General features: G+C 61.1%; 19 protein-coding genes. All 19 read left to right on the top strand.

From position 1 onward, the window contains the following. The first annotated feature begins 2 nt into the window (after positions 1–2). The 19 genes from rplP (at position 3) to AC0AII_RS01415 (ending at position 18,123) form a co-directional block, all read left to right on the top strand. Positions 3–422 (top strand): 50S ribosomal protein L16, encoded by a 420-nt coding sequence (gene rplP / locus AC0AII_RS01325; protein ID WP_015022352.1) that lies wholly within the window; start codon positions 3–5, stop codon positions 420–422. Beyond that, on the top strand, positions 422–685 hold the full coding sequence (gene rpmC / locus AC0AII_RS01330) for a 50S ribosomal protein L29 (protein WP_015022351.1): 264 nt from the start codon (positions 422–424) through the stop codon (positions 683–685). Before rplP ends, rpmC begins: the two co-directional genes overlap by 1 nt. Before the next feature lie 2 nt (positions 686–687). Continuing rightward, positions 688–954, top strand: coding sequence for a 30S ribosomal protein S17 (rpsQ, locus tag AC0AII_RS01335; RefSeq protein WP_015022350.1), 267 nt, complete (start codon positions 688–690; stop codon positions 952–954). 79 nt (positions 955–1,033) lie between these two features. Next, positions 1,034–1,402 carry a 50S ribosomal protein L14 gene (gene rplN, locus AC0AII_RS01340; protein WP_015022349.1) on the top strand — a complete coding sequence of 123 codons (369 nt, stop codon included), beginning with the start codon at positions 1,034–1,036 and terminating at the stop codon, positions 1,400–1,402. A gap of 1 nt (position 1,403) precedes the next feature. Then, positions 1,404–1,739 carry a 50S ribosomal protein L24 gene (gene rplX, locus AC0AII_RS01345; protein ID WP_015022348.1) on the top strand — a complete coding sequence of 112 codons (336 nt, stop codon included), beginning with the start codon at positions 1,404–1,406 and terminating at the stop codon, positions 1,737–1,739. After that, the gene (gene rplE / locus AC0AII_RS01350) at positions 1,736–2,308 is read left to right on the top strand and encodes a 50S ribosomal protein L5 (RefSeq protein WP_024626788.1); all 573 of its coding nucleotides are present in this window, start codon (positions 1,736–1,738) and stop codon (positions 2,306–2,308) included. The genes rplX and rplE overlap by 4 nt, the downstream gene beginning before the upstream one ends. A 1-nt stretch (position 2,309) precedes the next feature. Continuing rightward, positions 2,310–2,495, top strand: coding sequence for a type Z 30S ribosomal protein S14 (locus AC0AII_RS01355; protein WP_015022346.1), 186 nt, complete (start codon positions 2,310–2,312; stop codon positions 2,493–2,495). Between the two features lie 80 nt (positions 2,496–2,575). Then, positions 2,576–2,974: a 30S ribosomal protein S8 gene (gene rpsH, locus AC0AII_RS01360; RefSeq protein ID WP_024626787.1), complete on the top strand. Its 399-nt coding sequence runs from the start codon at positions 2,576–2,578 to the stop codon at positions 2,972–2,974. 16 nt (positions 2,975–2,990) lie between these two features. After that, positions 2,991–3,530: a 50S ribosomal protein L6 gene (gene rplF, locus AC0AII_RS01365; protein WP_045924816.1), complete on the top strand. Its 540-nt coding sequence runs from the start codon at positions 2,991–2,993 to the stop codon at positions 3,528–3,530. Between the two features lies 1 nt (position 3,531). After that, positions 3,532–3,903, top strand: a complete 372-nt coding sequence (rplR, locus tag AC0AII_RS01370) for a 50S ribosomal protein L18 (RefSeq protein WP_015022343.1) — start codon at positions 3,532–3,534, stop codon at positions 3,901–3,903. Then, positions 3,900–4,661, top strand: a complete 762-nt coding sequence (gene rpsE / locus AC0AII_RS01375) for a 30S ribosomal protein S5 (protein ID WP_045924815.1) — start codon at positions 3,900–3,902, stop codon at positions 4,659–4,661. Before rplR ends, rpsE begins: the two co-directional genes overlap by 4 nt. Beyond that, the gene (gene rpmD / locus AC0AII_RS01380) at positions 4,661–4,846 is read left to right on the top strand and encodes a 50S ribosomal protein L30 (protein ID WP_490445822.1); all 186 of its coding nucleotides are present in this window, start codon (positions 4,661–4,663) and stop codon (positions 4,844–4,846) included. Before rpsE ends, rpmD begins: the two co-directional genes overlap by 1 nt. 2 nt (positions 4,847–4,848) lie before the next feature. Beyond that, positions 4,849–5,313, top strand: a complete 465-nt coding sequence (rplO, locus tag AC0AII_RS01385) for a 50S ribosomal protein L15 (RefSeq protein ID WP_490445823.1) — start codon at positions 4,849–4,851, stop codon at positions 5,311–5,313. A gap of 185 nt (positions 5,314–5,498) precedes the next feature. Further along, a complete protein-coding gene (gene secY, locus AC0AII_RS01390) occupies positions 5,499–6,827 on the top strand; it encodes a preprotein translocase subunit SecY (RefSeq protein ID WP_024626782.1) in 1,329 nt (442 codons plus the stop codon). A gap of 243 nt (positions 6,828–7,070) precedes the next feature. Then, positions 7,071–7,643 (top strand): adenylate kinase, encoded by a 573-nt coding sequence (locus AC0AII_RS01395; protein ID WP_490445824.1) that lies wholly within the window; start codon positions 7,071–7,073, stop codon positions 7,641–7,643. A 338-nt stretch (positions 7,644–7,981) separates the two neighbouring features. Next, on the top strand, positions 7,982–9,787 hold the full coding sequence (locus tag AC0AII_RS01400; RefSeq protein WP_490445825.1) for an ABC transporter ATP-binding protein: 1,806 nt from the start codon (positions 7,982–7,984) through the stop codon (positions 9,785–9,787). Further along, positions 9,777–11,792, top strand: a complete 2,016-nt coding sequence (locus tag AC0AII_RS01405) for an ABC transporter ATP-binding protein (RefSeq protein WP_490446086.1) — start codon at positions 9,777–9,779, stop codon at positions 11,790–11,792. The genes AC0AII_RS01400 and AC0AII_RS01405 overlap by 11 nt, the downstream gene beginning before the upstream one ends. A gap of 296 nt (positions 11,793–12,088) precedes the next feature. After that, the gene (locus AC0AII_RS01410) at positions 12,089–15,448 is read left to right on the top strand and encodes a DUF5107 domain-containing protein (protein WP_490445826.1); all 3,360 of its coding nucleotides are present in this window, start codon (positions 12,089–12,091) and stop codon (positions 15,446–15,448) included. Beyond that, positions 15,445–18,123, top strand: coding sequence for a DUF8487 domain-containing protein (locus AC0AII_RS01415; RefSeq protein ID WP_490445827.1), 2,679 nt, complete (start codon positions 15,445–15,447; stop codon positions 18,121–18,123). Before AC0AII_RS01410 ends, AC0AII_RS01415 begins: the two co-directional genes overlap by 4 nt. The last annotated feature ends 26 nt before the right edge of the window (positions 18,124–18,149 follow it).

The following is an 18,149-nucleotide window of genomic DNA, read 5'->3' on the forward strand; positions in this document are numbered from 1 at the left end:
CCGTGCTTATCCCAAAGAGGACTAAATACCGCAAGCAGCATCGTCCGGGTCGTTCGGGCATGTCCAAGGGCGGCAACGAGATCGCTTTCGGCGATTACGGCATCCAGGCCCTGGCTCCGGCCTACCTGACCAACCGGCAGATCGAGGCGGCCCGTATCGCCATGACCAGGTACATCAAGCGTGGTGGCCGCGTCTGGATCACGGTCTTCCCGGATCGTCCCCTGACCAAGCACGCCCTGGGATCCCGAATGGGTTCCGGCAAGGGCGCGCCCGAGTTCTGGGTGGCCAATGTCCGTCCCGGCCGGGTGCTCTTCGAGATCGGCGGCGTGAGCGAGGATGTGGCCCGCGAGGCCCTTCGCCGCGCTACTGACAAGCTTCCCATGAAGTGCCGGATTATTGCACGTGAAGGCGGTGACATCTGATGTCAGTCGGAACAGCCGAGTATTCCATCAAGAATCTGAATGAAAAGACCAATGCGGAGATCGAGGATTTCCTGAAGAAGTCCAAGGAAGAGCTGTTCAACCTGCGCTTCCAGTCGGCCACCGGTCAGCTGGAGAACACCTCCCGCCTCAAGGCCGTCAAGCACGACATCGCCAGGATGTACACCGTCCTGCGTGAGCGCGAGCTGGGCATCAGCCAGGAGCCCGCCGAAGCAAAGGCCGAGAGCAAAGCTGAGGAGAAGTAAGCATGGCTGACAAGCAGGAGCGCAACTTCCGCAAGGTTCGCAGCGGCTACGTCGTGTCCGACAAGATGGACAAGACCATCACCGTAGAGCTGGAGCAGCGTTCGACCCACCCCCTGTACGGCAAGGTCGTCCGCAGCAACCGCAAGGTCAAGGCCCATGATGAGAAGAACGAGGCCCATGTGGGCGACTTCGTGAGTATCATGGAGACCCGTCCTCTGAGCAAGACCAAGCGCTGGCGTCTCGACTCCATCGTCGAGCGCGCCAAGTAACAAGTTCGGCCAGGCTCCGCATTTCATCCCGCCTTGTTGCGGGGTGTCTGCGGAGAACCAGCGCGGCTAAGGAGAATCAATGATTCAGCAGGAATCGCGGCTTCAGGTCGCCGACAACACGGGTGCCAAGGAGATCCTGGCCATCCGCGTGCTCGGCGGGTCGAAGCGACGCTATGCCGGCATTGGCGACGTGATCGTCGCCACCGTCAAGGATGCCATTCCCGGCGGGTCGGTCAAGAAGGGCGAGGTCGTCAAGGCGGTCGTCGTCCGTACGGTCAAGGAGCATCGTCGTCACGACGGCTCCTACATCAAGTTCGACGAGAACGCGGCGGTCATCCTCGGCACCGGCCGTGAGCCCCGCGGCACTCGTATCTTCGGACCGGTCGGTCGTGAGCTGCGCGACAAGCGCTTCATGAAGATCGTGTCCCTGGCACCGGAGGTGATCTGAAGTGGTAGCCAAGATCAAGACAGGCGACCAGGTCAAGGTCATCCGCGGCAAGGATCGCGGCAAGGAGGGCAAGGTCCTGCGGATTCTGCCCAATGACCGTCTGATCGTCGAGGGTATTCAGATCGTCAAGAAGCATGTGCGGGCCACCCAGCAGGGTCAAGAGTCGGGCATCGTCCCGACCGAGGCGCCCATCCATCGCTCCAACGTGATGGTCATCGACCCAGAGACCAAGAAGCCGACTCGCATCGGCGTGAACATCAAGGAGGAGGCGCGTGACGGCAAGGTCAAGGTCGTGCGCACCCGCTTCGCCAAGAAGTCAGGCAAGGAGCTGTCATGAGCGATACCACCGTTGAAGCACCGGCAGTCCCTCGTTTGCTGCAGCAGTACCGCGAGAGCATCGTGCCCGAGCTGGAGAAGGAGTTCAAGTTCTCCAACCCCATGCAGGTGCCTAGGATCGAAAAGGTCGTGGTCTCCATGGGCGTGGGGGCCGCGGCACGCGACTCCAAGCTGATCGAAGGTGCGGTCAAGGACCTGACGGCCATCACCGGCCAGAAGCCCAAGATCACCAAGGCCAAGAAGTCCGTGGCGCAGTTCCACCTGCGCGAGGGACAGGCCATCGGCGCCTTCGCCACCCTGCGCGGCGTGCGCATGTGGGAGTTCCTGGATCGTCTGCTGACCCTGGCTCTGCCCCGCATCCGCGACTTCCGCGGCATCAGCGACCGTCAGTTCGACGGCCAGGGCAACTACAACTTCGGTCTCACGGAGCAGTCCATGTTCCACGAGATCGATCCTGATCAGATCGATCACCAGCGTGGTATGGATATCACCGTGGTGACCTCCACCAAGAACGATCAGGAGGCCCGGGCGCTGCTCAAGCAGCTGGGCTTCCCCTTCAAGGAGAACTGATATGGCAAAAACCGCTCTGAGAAACAAGGCGGCACGCAAGCCGAAGTTCAAGGTGCGTGGCTACACGCGCTGCCAGGTCTGCGGTCGTCCCCATTCCGTCTATCGCAAGTTCGGCCTGTGCCGCATCTGCCTTCGCGAGAAGGCCCATCGCGGCGAGCTGCCGGGTGTGACGAAGTCCAGTTGGTAAAGATCGACGCTGAAGGTCCGCGGTCGCGGCAGTTTGCTGCCCGGCGGCGGAAACCACGGCGAGGAAGGGCATAAGCCCACATGACAATGACAGATCCCATCGCAGACATGCTGACACGTCTGCGTAATGCGAGTGCGGCCAAGCATGAGACAGTCGACATGCCGTACTCCAAGTTCAAGGCGAACATCGCGCAGATCCTCAAGCGCGAAGGCTTCATCGCCGATTACCGAGCCAAGGAAGCGCGCGTCGGGCAGGATCTGGAGATCACGCTCAAGTACGGTCCCGATGGACGTCAGTCCATTCAGGGCATCAAGCGCGTCTCCAAGCCCGGTCTGCGCCGCTACGCCAAGTCGGATTCCCTGCCCATGCCCTTGGGCGGTCTGGGAATCGCCATCATCTCGACCAGCTCGGGACTGATGACCCAGAAGGAATGCCTCGACAGGGGCATCGGCGGCGAAATCGTCGCCTACGTATGGTGAGAAAGGAGAGCTGAACATGGCATCGCATATTGGCAAGCTCCCCATCGCCGTTCCGGCAGGTGTGGAGGTGGCCTTCAATGGCCAGGAATTCACCGCCAAGGGTCCCAAGGGCTCCGACGGGTACACGCTGCCCGAGGGCATCACCGGCAAGGTCGAGGGCAATCAGATCATCATGACCCCCGCCGACGAGGACCGCACCACCAAGGCCAAGCACGGACTGAGCCGCTCCATTGTGGCATCCATGGTCGAGGGCGTCTCCAAGGGCTACAGCAAGCACCTGCAGATCGTCGGCACCGGCTACCGCGTGGTCGCCAAGGGCAAGTCCCTGGAGTTCTCGCTGGGCTACTCGCACACCATCACTGTCGACCCCCCGGAGGGCATCACCTTCGAGACGCCGAACGCCAACGAAGTGGTCGTCTCCGGCATCGACAAGCAGGCTGTCGGCCAGGCTGCGGCAAACATCCGCGCCCTGCGTGCACCCGAGCCTTACAAGGGCAAGGGCATCAAGTACGCGGACGAGCACATCCTGCGCAAGGCTGGAAAGGCTGGTAAGTGATATGACGGTCTCGATACTAGGCAAAGGCAAGAAGATCGCCCGTCTGCGCCGCCATGCCCGTCTGCGCAAGCACGTCTCCGGCACGGCAGAGCGTCCCCGTCTGGTGGTCACACGGACCAACCGCAACATGATCGCCCAGATCGTCGACGACACCAGGGGCGTCACCTTGGTCAGCGAGTCGACCATGGCTTCGGACTACGGCTCCTTCAAGGGCACCAAGACCGAGGCTGCCCGCAAGGTGGGCGAGCAGATCGCGGCCAAGGCCAAGAAGGCCGGCATCACCACCGTGGTCTTCGACCGTGGTGGCAACAAGTACCACGGAAGGGTCGCAGCGGTTGCGGAAGGCGCCCGTGAGGGAGGTTTGGCACTGTGAGCGACAACGAAACGACAAAGGAAACAACCCAGGTGACTGAAGATTCCACAAACGCTCAGTCCAGCCAGGGTGGCAGAAGAGACCGGAACGACCGGAACGATGATCGCCGCGGTGGTCGTCGTGGCGGTTCCCGTGACGGCCGCAGGGATGGTCGTCGTGGCCGTCGCGATCGCGACGACCGTGACGATATGCTCGACAGGGTCGTGACCATCAACCGAGTGTCCAAGGTCCACAAGGGCGGCCGGACCTTCAGCTTCGCGGCTCTGGTGGTCGTGGGCGACGGCAAGGGCACTGTGGGCGTTGGCTACGGCAAGTCCCGCGAGGTTCCGGCAGCCATCTCCAAGGGTCAGCTGGACGCTAAGAAGCACATGTTCACTGTTCCCCGTATCCGCGGCACCGTCACCCACCCGGTGATCGGCCACGATGCGGCCGGCACTGTCCTCCTGCGGCCTGCGGCCCCCGGAACCGGCGTTATCGCCGGTGGTCCGGTCCGCGCCGTCCTGGAGTGCGCCGGCATCACCGATATCCTGAGCAAGTCCATGGGATCGGCTACGGCCGTCAACATGGTGCGGGCTACTGTGGCTGCCCTGAAGCAGCTGGAGGAGCCCGAGGAGATCGCGGCACGCCGTGGTCTGCCTCTGGAGGAGGTCGCCCCCGACTCCCTCCTGCGCGCACGTGCCGCCGGCATCGCCGACGAGCGCAAGGAGCGCGAAGAGGCCAAGGCCAAGGCTGACGAGCAGTCGAAGGCAGGTGAGTGATGACCAAGCAGATCAAGATCACCCTGGTCAAGGGCGTGGCTCATGCCACCGACCGCCAGAAGGAGAACGTCAGGTCTCTGGGCCTTCACAAGATCGGCCAGACGGTCCTGCGTGAGGACACCCCCGTCTACCGGGGGATGGCCGACAAGGTCCGCCACCTGGTGAACATAGAGGAGGCAGACTGATTATGGCCAGCGACAAGCAAGAGCCCACCATCCTGCAGATGCATGACCTGCGTCCGGCTCCGGGCGCCAAGCGCGACCGCATTCGTGTGGGTCGTGGCGAGGGGTCCAAGGGCAAGACCTCCGGTCGTGGCAGCAAGGGCACCAAGGCCCGCTACCAGGTCCGCCCGGGCTTTGAAGGCGGCCAGCTGCCCCTGTACATGAGGCTGCCCAAGCTGCGCGGGTTCAGGAGCCCCTTCAAAAAGGAGTACCAGGTAGTCAACCTGGGCGCCCTGGAAGGGCTCTTCCCCCAGGGCGGCGAAGTCACCGTCGAGGATCTGGTCAACAAGGGAGCGGTCCGCAAGGGCCACCCGGTCAAGGTCCTGGGTGATGGCGACGTCAAGGCCGCTTTCACCCTCAAGGGCGTCAAGGCTTCGGCCTCGGCCAGAAGCAAGATAGAAGCCGCAGGCGGGTTCGTCTCCGAGAACTGATACTCACAGGGGACAGACCGCAAGGCAGATAATTCCGGCCCTCCCCGCTCCAAGCGGGCGGGGGCCGGAACTCGTTTCCGACCCGGTTGCCATCATGATTTGACGGAACCATCGGTTAAGCTGGTCGGAGCAAGAAGGTGCGCTGCACCGAGACCAACGCGCGGTCGCGTAGGGAGGGAACTTAGGTGAGGACGTTAATCCAGGCCTTCAAGACCAAGGAACTGAGGAAGAAAATCTTCTTCGTTCTTGGCATCATCATCATCTATCGCATTGGGTCGTTCATACCTACCCCAGGCGTGGATTATCCTTCCGTGCAGAAGTGCATCACCACGGCCGGCAATGAGGACTTCATCGGTCTGGTAAACCTGTTCTCGGGCGGGGCTCTGTTGCAGCTGTCCATCTTCGCACTGGGCATCATGCCCTACATCACTGCATCCATTGTGGTGCAGTTGCTGCGCGTGGTCATTCCCCGCTTCGAGGCTCTGCACAAGGAGGGTCAGTCCGGCGAGGCCAAGCTGACCGAGTACACCAGGTATCTGACCATCGGCCTGGCCGTGCTGCAGTCCACGACCATTCTGGTTACTGCCCGCAACGGCGCGCTCTTCAACGGGGCCTGCCAGCAGCAGGTCATTCCCGACAGTTCCGTTTGGAATCTGGTGGTCATGGTCCTGATCATGACCGGTGGCACCGGTCTGATCATGTGGATGGCCGAGCTGATCACCGACAAGGGCATCGGCAACGGCATGTCCGTCCTGATCTTCATCTCCATCTGCTCCGGCTTCCTGCCCCAGCTCTGGAACATCGGCTGGGGGACCAACGGCAAGAACGGTGACTGGGTCAAATTCGGCATTGTCGTAACGGTCCTGGTGGTCATCCTGATTCTGGTCGACTACGTGGAGCTGGCGCAGCGCCGCATTCCCGTCCAGTACACCCGTAGGATGATCGGCCGCAAGATGTACGGCGGCTCCTCCACCTATCTGCCGCTCAAGATCAATATGTCAGGCGTGATTCCCCCCATCTTCGCCTCCTCCATCCTGGCTATTCCCACCCTTATCGCCCAGTTCGGCAAGTCCGATCAGAACTGGGTCAAGTGGATCAATGCCAACATGGCCAACACGACCTCGGTCTGGTACATCGTGCTCTACTCGGTCATGATCGTCTTCTTCTGCTTCTTCTACACTTCCATCACCTTCAACCCCGATGAGACGGCCGACAACATGAAGGAGTACGGCGGCTTCATCCCCGGCATCAGGGCCGGACGGGCCACCAGCCGGTACCTGTCATACGTGATGAACCGGCTGAACACGGTTGGAGCCATCTACCTGCTCTTCGTGGCCCTGATACCCACGGTGCTGATCATGCTGCTGAAGATCAACTCCAAGCTGCCCTTCGGCGGGACCACCATACTGATTATCGCCGGCGTCGGTCTGGACACCCTGCGCCAGGCCAGGGCGCAGACCGAGCAGTTCCAGTACACCGGTTTCCTGCTGGAGGGCGATCACAAGGAGGGCTGACCCTTCGGTCGAACACCTGCAGGTGGTATCAATCCAAACAGATGAAGGTCCGGCTCCCTGTCACTTGCTGGCAGGGAGCCGGACCATTGTGTGTCAGGCCTGCGTCAGGAAGACTGTTCGTGTCAGTTTTAGCGAGCGGAACCTGCTCTTGGAGCGGGCAGCCGCTAGCATACGGTAAAGAGGGTTCTTCGCGGTTGGTCCGCCTAGGACTGTAGACCAAGAACATCAAGCAAAGGATTGGGAATGGCACAGCGACTGTTGATCATGGGACCTCAAGGTGTAGGCAAGGGCACGCAGGCGGCCTTGCTCAGCAAGCATTATGGGATTCCGGCCATATCCACAGGTGACATTTTCCGCTACAACCTGAAGAACGGAACCGAGCTGGGTAAGCAGGCCAAGGCCTACACCGACAAGGGCGAGCTGGTTCCAGACGAGCTGACCAACAAGATTGTCAAGGACCGCTTGGGCATGGATGATGCGGCCCAGGGCTGGATTCTGGACGGTTACCCCCGTTCGGCATCCCAGGTCGAGGCGCTGGACAAGATGCTAGAAGAGCTGGGCACTCCGCTGACGGCTGTGGTGGCCCTGGACGCCGACCATGAGGTTCTTATGCAGCGCATCGCCAAGCGGGCCAAGGAGGAGGGTCGGGCAGACGATACCCCCGAGGCCATCGCCAAACGGCTGGATATCTATGCCAAGGAGACTGCCCCCCTGCTGAACACCTACAAGAGCCGTGGCCTTCTGGTCGCAGTGGACGGCCAGGGTGAGGTCGATCAGATATCCAAGGAGATTATCGCGCAGCTGGACAAGCGTTAATTCATAGCTTGTCAGGCGAGAGGCTTGCCGCCGCCGCAATCAACTGATGCCAGGCGATGAGCAAGACCAAGCGTGCCTTGTTCAGAACACACTGGTAAGACTTGCTGATACGACTATATAAGGCACAGAAGCTGCATGACCCCCAGGGGCATGACAGCTTCTTTTTGTGGAGGGCGGAAATCCATGTGCGTCCGCCCAACACCGGCGGACAGGGTGATAGCCTTGGGGCATTCATGCCCTCTTGCTAGGGGGTAAATGCATGTCGGTGATTGGCCGTAAAAGATAGAGCAATCAATACAGAAACAGAAGAGGTCCATTTGAAGGGGTCTACGGCATCCGTGGTCAGATCGGATAAACAGGAACCAGCGCGTCCGAAGCACACCATCCGAACCATTCTGCGCTCCCTGCGCGAATACCGGAAGGCCAGTTTTCTGGCTCCGGCTTTCGTTTTTCTGGAGAGCGTCCTCGAGATTGTGATCCCGACCATCATGGCCTCCCTGATTGACCAAGGGGTCTCGGGGAGGTCCATGCCGGCCATCTTCAAATTCGGGCTGATCCTGCTGGCCTGCTCGGCCGTCTCCCTGTTCTCCGGGTTCATGTCCGGGCGGTATGCGGCCATCGCCTCTTCCGGCCTGGCCAAGAATGTCCGCAGCGATCTGTTCGCCAAGGTGCAGTCCTTCAGCTTCACCAACATCGACCGCTTCTCAACCGGGTCCATCATCACCAGGCTGACCACCGATGTGACCAACCTGCAGAATGCCTATCAGATGGTCATCAGGGTCGGGGTCAGGGCGCCGATCATGGTCATCGTGGCCTGGCTCTTTTCTTATAGGATCTCCAGGCCCATATCCCTGGTCTTCCTGATCGCCATCCCCATCCTGGGCTTTGGTCTGATCGGCCTGTCCCTGCTGGTTCATCCCATCTTCGAGCGGGTCTTCCACACCTACGACCATCTCAACAATGTGGTGGACGAGAACCTTCAGGGCATCAGGGTGGTCAAGTCCTACAACCGGGAGGACTACGAGGAGCGCAAATTCAATGGTATTTCCTCGGCCATCTACCGGGCCTTCTGCAAGGCCGAGCGGATCATGAGCCTGAACCCGGCGCTGTTGAACTTCTGCATCTACGCCTCTCTGCTGGTCATATCCTGGATGGGCGCCTCCCAGATTGTGGCCTCCGGAAACAATGCCGCCCTGGGGCTGACCACGGGCGATTTGACCGCCCTGGTCACCTATGCCATCCAGATCATGATGGCCATGAACATGGTCTCCATGATCGTGGTCATGGTCGTCATCTCCCAAGCCTCGGCGGAGCGCATCTGCCAGGTGCTGAACGAGGTCAGCACCGTGCACGATCCCGCCAAGCCGGTCATGAAGGTGGCTGACGGCTCCATCAGCTTCCGGGATGTGACCTTCCGCTACTCGGAGCGGTCCGAACGCCCCGTTCTGAGCCACATCACTCTGGACGTTCCCTCGGGCTCCACCCTGGGCATCGTGGGCGGGACCGGCTCCTCCAAGTCCAGCCTGGTCCAGCTCATTCCCCGTCTCTACGACGTGACCGAGGGATCCCTGCTAGTGGGCGGCGTGGACGTGCGCCAGTACGACCTGACGGTCCTGCGCGACCAGGTGGCCATGGTGCTCCAGAAGAATGTCCTCTTCACTGGGACCATCGCCGAGAACCTGCGCTGGGGCAACCCTGAGGCTTCGGACGAAGATCTGGTGCGCGCCTGCACTCTGGCCCAGGCCGATGCTTTCGTGCGGGAATTTCCCGATGGCTATCAGACCTACCTGGACGAGGGAGGCACCAACCTTTCTGGCGGCCAGCGACAACGTCTGTGCATAGCTCGGGCCCTGCTGAAGAAGCCTGACATCCTGATCCTGGATGACTCGACCAGCGCCGTGGACACCAAGACCGACCAGCTGATCCGCCGCGCCTTCAGCCAGGAGATTCCTGACACCACCAAGATCATCATCTCCCAGCGTCTGGCCTCTGTGGAGGACGCCGACATGATCGTGGTCCTGGAGGAGGGCAGGATTCTCGACAAGGGCACCCACCAGGAGCTCCTGCGAACATGTCAGGAGTACCGATCCATCTACGAGTCACAGACCAGGAACCAGAGCGAGGAGGACAAGGATCATGAGTGACGGATCATTCAAGGACCGCAAGCCCCGCCTGGACAAGGCCGCGCCGGGAACGACCCGTCGCATCCTGGGCTACTTGCTGGCCTACCGCTGGCAGCTGGCGGTGATCGTGGTCTGCATCATCATCAGCGCCGGGGCCCAGGCGGCATCGGCCTTCTTCCTCCAGCCGCTGATCGACCACTACATCCTGCCGCTGGTCGGGGCCGCCGACCCTGACTGGGGACCGCTGATGAGAACCCTGATCCTGATGGGCTGCCTCTATGCAGTGGGAACCTTCTGCTCCTGGTTCTGGAACTGGCTGATCGTCAAGGTGGAGCAGGGCACCCTGAAGACCATCCGCGACCAGATGTTCGCCCACCAGCAGGAGCTGCCCATCGGCTTCTTCGACACCCATGAGCACGGCGACACCATGAGCCGCTACACCAATGACACGGATACCCTCCGCCAGGCCATCTCCCAGTCCTTCCCGCAGATGGTCTCATCGGTTCTGTCCGCCCTGGCAGCTCTGATCTCCATGCTCTGGCTCTCCATCCCCTTCACCGTCCTGACCCTGGTTTTCGCGGCGGTCCTTATTGTGGTGGTCCGGGTTCTGGTCACCCGAAGCGGCCGGTACTTCGTTCACCAGCAGCGCTATCTGGGCCAGGTGAACGCCTTCGTGGAAGAGGCCGTCAACGGACAGAAGGTCATCAAGGTCTTCAACCATGAGGATGCCACCGCCAAGGTCTTCGAGCAGAGGAACCAGGAGCTCTTCCATGCCTCGGCCCAGGCCAACACCTACGGCAACGTCACCATGCCGGTCGTGGGCAACATGGGCTACCTGCTCTATGTCATCCTGGCCATCGTGGGCGGTCTGGCCGGCATCGCGGGCATGGGCAATGTAGGACTGACCGGGGCTGGTCCGCTGACCCTGGGAACCATCGTCTCCCTTCTGACCCTCTCCCGCTCCTTCATCAACCCCATCGGCCAGGTCTCCATGCAGTTCAACATGGTCATGATGGCCCTGGCAGGCGCCTCCCGGATCTTCGACCTGATGGACCAGCCCGTCGAGTCCGACCAGGGCACGGTCAGATTGGTCAGCGTCGAACTGGCCTCGGACGGCCGGACCATGACCCCAGTCGACCATGAGACAGGGCACTGGGCCTGGAAGCGCGAGGCGGATGACGACGGCAGGCGCTCGCTGGAGGCCGCCATGAAGCTTCCCGGCGATGCCCGTGATGTGGCCCTGAAGGCCAAGGATCAGGCCATCACCTCCCCTGACGGCCGATACACCCTCCTCCAGGGGGATGTGCGATTCACCGACGTCAGCTTTGGGTATGACCCGAAGAAGCCTGTCCTGCACGACATCACCTGGTTCGCCAAGCCCGGGCAGAAGGTGGCGCTGGTCGGTGCCACTGGTGCCGGCAAGACCACGATCACCAACCTGATCAACCGTTTCTATGACATCCAGCAGGGCCAGATCCTCTATGACGGGATCGATGTGAGGAATATCCGCAAGCCTGACCTCCGCCGCTCCCTGGGCATCGTCCTGCAGGATGTCAACCTCTTCACGGGCACCGTCCTGGACAACATCCGCTACGGGCGCCTGGATGCCACGGACGAGGAGTGTATCGAGGCTGCCAGGATGACCAACGCCGACAGCTTCATCCGCATGCTTCCCCAGGGCTACCAGACCGTTCTTGAGGGGGATGGAAGCGGACTGTCCCAGGGTCAGCGACAGCTGATTTCGATTGCCAGGGCGGCGGTGGCCGATCCTCCGGCCATGATCCTGGACGAAGCCACTTCCTCAATCGACACCCGCACCGAGGAGGTGGTCCAGCAGGGCATGGACGCATTGATGCGCGGCCGGACGGTCTTCGTGATCGCCCATAGGCTCTCCACGGTTCGCAACTCCGATGTGATCATGGTCCTGGACCACGGGCGGATCATCGAGCGCGGCAATCACGATGAGCTGATGACCAAGCACGGCGAATACTACCAGCTCTACACCGGCGCCCTGGAACTGGAGTAGGGCTCTCCGGGATTGCCGAAGTCGGAGGAAGATGTCGAAAGGCTTGATCCGGCATTAAGTGAACGCCAGCCTAGGGGGTCGGTCCTTGATGGGCCGACCCCCCCCCCCCTCATGGGTATGCATCCGTTCATTTTCGCTAGTTGTCCCGAGCGCAGCAAGTGCTTTATTGGTTAAGCCGACATGGTAGCAATTTTTTAATATTTTCAAACAATTTATGCAGTTCTGAGGGCCGATTCCGACTATAGACTGAGAGCAAATATATACAGTTTTGCTGAGCAGACAAGGGGCTGATGACCATGGGCGTCACAGTGAAGGTCACAGAGCTTACGATTCCCACCTACGGGATCGGAAAACCGGACAAAAATCCGCAATTTATTGAAAATCGAGTCTACCAGGGCTCTTCGGGACGGGTCTATCCTTACCCGGTCATCGAGACCATCTCGGACGAATGCAAGGATCGGGACTACAAGGCGGTCATTCTGGAGAACGAATACCTGGAGGTGACCGTCCTGCCTGAGCTAGGCGGACGCATCCAGTATGCCCGGGACAAGACCAACGGCTACGACTTCGTCTACCGCAACCGGGTCATCAAACCTGCCCTGGTAGGTCTGACCGGCCCTTGGATCTCCGGGGGTATCGAGTTCAACTGGCCACAGCACCATCGGCCCAGCACCTTCCTTCCAGTGGACTGCACGCTCAAGGACCTGCCGGACGGTGGCAAGGCTGTGGTCTGCCACGATACCGACCGCATCTACGGCACCCAGGTCACCACCACCATCGCCCTGCATCCCGGAGTCAGCGTCATCGAAATCTCGGCCAGGCTCTACAACGGCACGCCTTTGCCCCAGTCCTTCCTCTGGTGGGCCAATCCGGCCGTGGCGGTCAACGAGCACACCAGGACCGTCATGCCACCCGATGTCACTGCGGTCATGGACCACGGCAAGCGCGACGTCTCCCGCTATCCCATCGCCACGGGAACCTACTACAAGCACGACTACTCCCAGGGAGTGGACATCAGCCGTTATAAGAACGTGCCGGTGCCCACCTCTTATATGGCCGCCCATTCGGACTATGACTTCGTCGGCGGCTACGATTTTTCCCGACAGGCAGGCATTCTGCATGTGGCTGACCATCACATCTCCCCGGGCAAGAAGCAGTGGACCTGGGGATGCGGGGACTTCGGCCATGCCTGGGATCGCAATCTGACCGATGCCGACGGCCCCTACGTGGAGCTGATGACCGGGGTCTTCACCGACAACCAGCCTGACTTCACCTGGCTCAAGCCATACGAAGGCAAGACCTTCACCCAGTACTTCATGCCCTACAAGCAGGTGGGTCTGGTCAAGAACGCCAGCGTTAATGCGGCCCTCAACCTGGAGGTTGGCCCCGAGCAGACCTTCGGAGCTGCCGGCGAGCATGAGGGGATCGAGGCCCAGGGGCTGAAGGCCGGGCAAGGGCGAGTCACCGTCTACGCTACAAGGGTTCAGAAGGATGCACGCGTCCAGGTCTTGGCAGATGACGGATCCATCCTTTACCAGTGGCAGGGCACCCTCGGCCCCGACAATCAGGTCAGGGCCGAATTCGAGACAGGTGACCGTCCGGCCACTGCACTGACAGCCCGGGTGGAGGACGCTCAAGGACGGCTCCTGGTCAGCTATCGTCCACAGCCGCCCGCCGATGGAAAGATTCCCGAGCCGGCACAGGCCGCCGATCGGCCGGAACGTATCGCCACCAACGAGGAACTGCTGCTGACCGGTCTGCACCTGGAACAATACCGCCATGCCACCTACCGGCCTGATCCCTACTATCTGGAGGGGCTCAAGCGTGACCCGGGCGATGCGCGCATCAACAACGCCTACGGCCGACTCCTGCTTCGACGTGGCGACTTCGCCGGAGCCGAGCAGCACTTCCGCACGGCCATCAAGCGGCTGACCTGGCGCAACAGCCAACCCTATGATTCCGAGGCTCATTACAATCTGGGTCTCGCCTTGAGCTATCAGGGACGACTGGACAAGGCCTACGACGCCTTCTACAAGGCCACCTGGGACGATGCCCAAAAGGAACGGGCCTTCTTCTGCCTGGCCTGCATCGCGGCATGTCGTGGCCAGCTGGAGCAGGCTTTGGATTTCGTCCAGCGTGCCCTGACCCGCAACACCGACAACATCAGGGCCCGAGGGCTCAAGGCCTATCTGCTGCGTCGGCTGGGCAGGCAGGATCAGGCGGACCAAGCGGTTCGCGAGAACCTGGCCCTGGATCGTTTCGACTTCGTATCCGGCTACGAGCGGGTTCTGGCAGGCGGTGATCCGGACGAGCTGTCCAGACTGATGCGCGGGGATTACCTCAACCTGCTGCGGACGGCACGAGACTATGCCGCATTCGGCGCCTATGAGGAGGCGCTGCAACTACTGGACCAGGCCGATCAGCATCAACCCATGGTCCGGTATTATCAAGGCTGGTATCTGCACCTGCTGGGTCGGAAGGATCAGGCCCTGCAGGCCTTCCAGGCGGCCGAGGCGGTGCCTTCGGACTATTGCTTCCCCAATAGCCTCGATGATATCGCCCCCCTGCGAATGGCCATGGACATGGTTGATGGTCCCAAGGCAGCCTATTATCTGGGCTGCCTCTACTACGACAAGTCGCTGACGGATCGGGCTATCAAGCTTTGGGAGCACTCCCGGCAATTGGACCCCGACTTCGCCACTGTCCACCGCAACCTGGCCATCGCCTACGGCAACAAGAGACACGATTGGCAGGCCGCCGATCAGGAAATCGAGACCGCCTGCCGGTTGGATCCCGAAGACGCCCGGGTCTTTTTGGAGCGGGATCAGCTCCATAGGCTGATGGGCTGGAGCTTTGCCCGTCGACTGACAGAATTTGAAAAGCATCCAGCGGTTGTGGCCCGCAGGGATGATCTCTATATCGAATACCTGAGTCTGCTCAACCAGACCGGCAGCTACGAACGCGCCTATCGGCTGATGAGCGGTCGGCACTTCCATCCATGGGAGGGTGGTGAGGGCAAGATCACCGCCCAATACCGAATCTCCCTGACGCTGATGGCCAAGGACGCCATGGCGGTCCAGGACTGGGATCGTGCTGCGGGTCTGCTGGAGCGGGCCATGACCTATCCGGAGAACCTGGGCGAAGGCAAACTGGAAGGTCAGAAGGACAACGATCTGCACTACTACCTGGGGCTGGTCAGACGATCAGCAGGTGACGAGGAAGCTGCGGATCAGGAGTTCCGTCTAGCCTGCCTGGGTTCAGGGCAGGTGGGGGAGTCGCTCTATTACAACGATCAGCCCGCCGAGATGGTCCTCTTCCAGGGGCTGGCCCATCAGGCCCTGGGCGAGCAGGGTCCGGCCAACGCCTGCTACTACCGGCTGCTGGACTTCGGCGAGCAGCACTTGGACGACCATGTGGAAAAGGACTATTTCGCGGTCTCCCTGCCCGATTTCCTGACCTTCGATGCGGACTATACCCGCATGAACCGGGTCCACTGCCTTTACCTGATGGGCCTGGCACGCATCGGTACAGGGCAGATCGATCAGGCTCGGGAGTGCCTGAAGCAGGTGCTGGAACTGGATGCCGGCCATATTCAGGCCGGGTTGTTCACTGATGAATTGGACCACAGGGCAATTCTTACCGGGAGGAAGGCATGACCAAGGTGGCATTGACCGGAGCCTGGCGGGTTGATTCCCCGCCTGAACTGCAGGGAACCGTCCTGATGCCGGGCACGCTGGACACCAACGGACTCGGACATGATGATCAGGAGCTGTCCGCTGACTATAGCAGTGGCAAACCCGGCCCCATCGGCTCTCGGCTGACCAGGCGGCACACCTTCGAGGGGACTGTCAGGCTGTCCCGGCAGATTCGATGGACCCCGCAGCCGGGTCGGAGGATCTTCTTCGAGGTGGAGCGCGCTCGACGCCTGGAGGTGAGGGTGGGCGAACGCCTGGCTGAGCCATATCGGCCTCAGACCTTGAACACGCCGCATGTCTTCGAGCTGACTGGGCTACTGACGGGCGATGACCTGCTGCAGGTGGATTCCGACAACGCCTACCAGGGCATGCCCCACGACGCCATTCTGGATTCCTCGACAGCCACTGACCATACCCAGACCAACTGGAACGGGCTTCTGGGGAACATCGGCCTGCGTGTGGAGGAGGACACCTTCCTGGATAGGGTTCGTGTCTACCCCCATGGCGATGCGCTGAGCGTAGAGGCTGATGTAGATTCGCGCCAAGGATTCCATGGTCGCCTGAGGCTCTCTTCCGATGCACTGGCCCAGCCTCTGGAGGTCACTGCAGACCTGGAACCTGGGCGGCGAACACTGACCTGGCCCGATCTGCCGCTTGATCCCCATGCGGATTGCTGGGACGAATACCAGGGCTGTCTGCATGGCATGACAATCGAGCTCCTGCCGCCGGACGGATCCAGGGTGCTTTCGCGGGTCAGCACGGATTTCGGCATCCGTGACTTCGCAGCCGATGAGCGGGGGAGGCTGGCTCTGAACGGCAGGGCCTTCTTCCTGCGTGGCGAGGCCAATTGTGCTGAGTTTCCGCAGACCGGCTTCCCGCCCATGGACGTGGGCTCCTGGATTCGTATTCTGGAGGCCTACCGGTCATACGGAGTGAATGTGGTCCGCTTCCATTCGCACTGCCCGCCCGAAGCGGCCTTTATCGCGGCGGATCGGATGGGGATGATGATGCAGCCCGAGCTCTCCCACTGGGACCATTATCATGCTTTCCAAGAGGATGTCAGTTACCGCTACTATCGCATCGAACTGGAACAGACACTGCTCTTCCTGGCCAACCACCCCTCCTTTGTCATGCTCACCCTGGGCAACGAGCTGTCTGCGGATGCGACCGGCCACCAGCGCATGGCTCAGCTTATCGAGGATGCCCGGAGCATCGATGACACCCGGCTCTATGCCAACTCCTCCAACCCGCACTATGGTCAGCTGGGCAGTGACGACTGCAACGAGGTCTACACCTCAGAGTCCTACAAGAGCCATGACCTGCGCTGCTGCTTCGCCAATATGCGTGGGTCCACCAATGCGGTTCATCCGGGCACTGCCCACAGTTTTGAGGACTCCATGCTGGCAGTCCGCAAAGAGTGCACGGTTCCGGTCTATGGATTCGAGGTCGGCCAGTATGAGGTGCTGCCGGACTTTCGAGAGATCGAGGAGTTCACCGGGGTCACCCGTCCCGACAATTATGCGATGATTTGTGACAGGGTCCGTGAATCTGGCCTGGACCAGAGCACCTGGCAGGACTGGGTGGCCGCTACAGGCGAACTGTCGCGGATCTGCTACCGGGAGGAGGTGGAGTCCGTCCTGCGAACCCCCTCCATGTCCGGGCTTTCGCTGCTGGGTCTTCAGGACTTTCCTGGACAAGGCACGGCTCTGGTGGGCATGATGGATGCCCATCTACACCCCAAGCGCTTTCCCTTCGCCCGCCCTGAACGCTTCCGGTCCTTCTTCACCGACCAGTTGCCGCTGGCAGTCATGGACCGCTATGCCTATACCAGCCTGGAGAAGCTCTCAGGGACGGTCAAGGTGGCCAACTACGGTCGACGTACACTGCAGGGTGATTTGCGGCTGCGGTTGCAGGGCCAGGGGGTTGATCTGGAACATGTCTTCCGTCGGGTCACCTGTCCGGTGGGCAAGTTGACCGATCTGGGAACCTTCGAACTGCCTCTGGATGGCATTCATGGCAACCAACGCTGCCGTCTGAGTCTGGAGATCGACGGTGTGACCAACGTCTATCCGGTCTGGGTCTACCAGGACAGCCAGCCAGAACGGCCAGACGGTCTGTACGAGGCTAGGAGGTTCGACCAACAGGCGCGTCGGGTCCTGGACCAGGGGGGCACAGTCTATCTGAGTCCCGACTCCACGGTCCAGTCCCTGCCCGGATCCGTTCAGGCCCACTTCTCTACGGACTTCTGGTCAGTGGGGACATTCAAGGACCAGAGCGGCACCATGGGGCAGTTCATTCAGGCCGACCACCCTGTTTTCGCAGATTTTCCGACCGATTCGCACACTGACTGGCAGTGGTGGCCCATGGCCACTCAGCGTGCCATCATCCTGCCCGAGCGCTACCAGTCCATCATCACCGAGATGGACAGCTACGCCTACCTGCGACCCATGACCCAGCTACTGGAATGTCGCTGCGGGAAGGGCCGGCTTCTGCTTTCCTCCATGGGTCTGCAGAATCTGACCGAATATCCCGAGGCGCGGGCCCTTCAGGCCAGCATCTACCGGTATCTGGGCTCCAAGGACTTCGACCCGCATCAGCGGATCGATCCCGAGGTCGTCGACCAGCTGGTCGCATGAGTTCGGCAGCCCGCTAAAGCGCAATA

The sequence above is a fragment of the Bifidobacterium sp. VU/mBH4 (B4) genome, assembly GCF_058199535.1.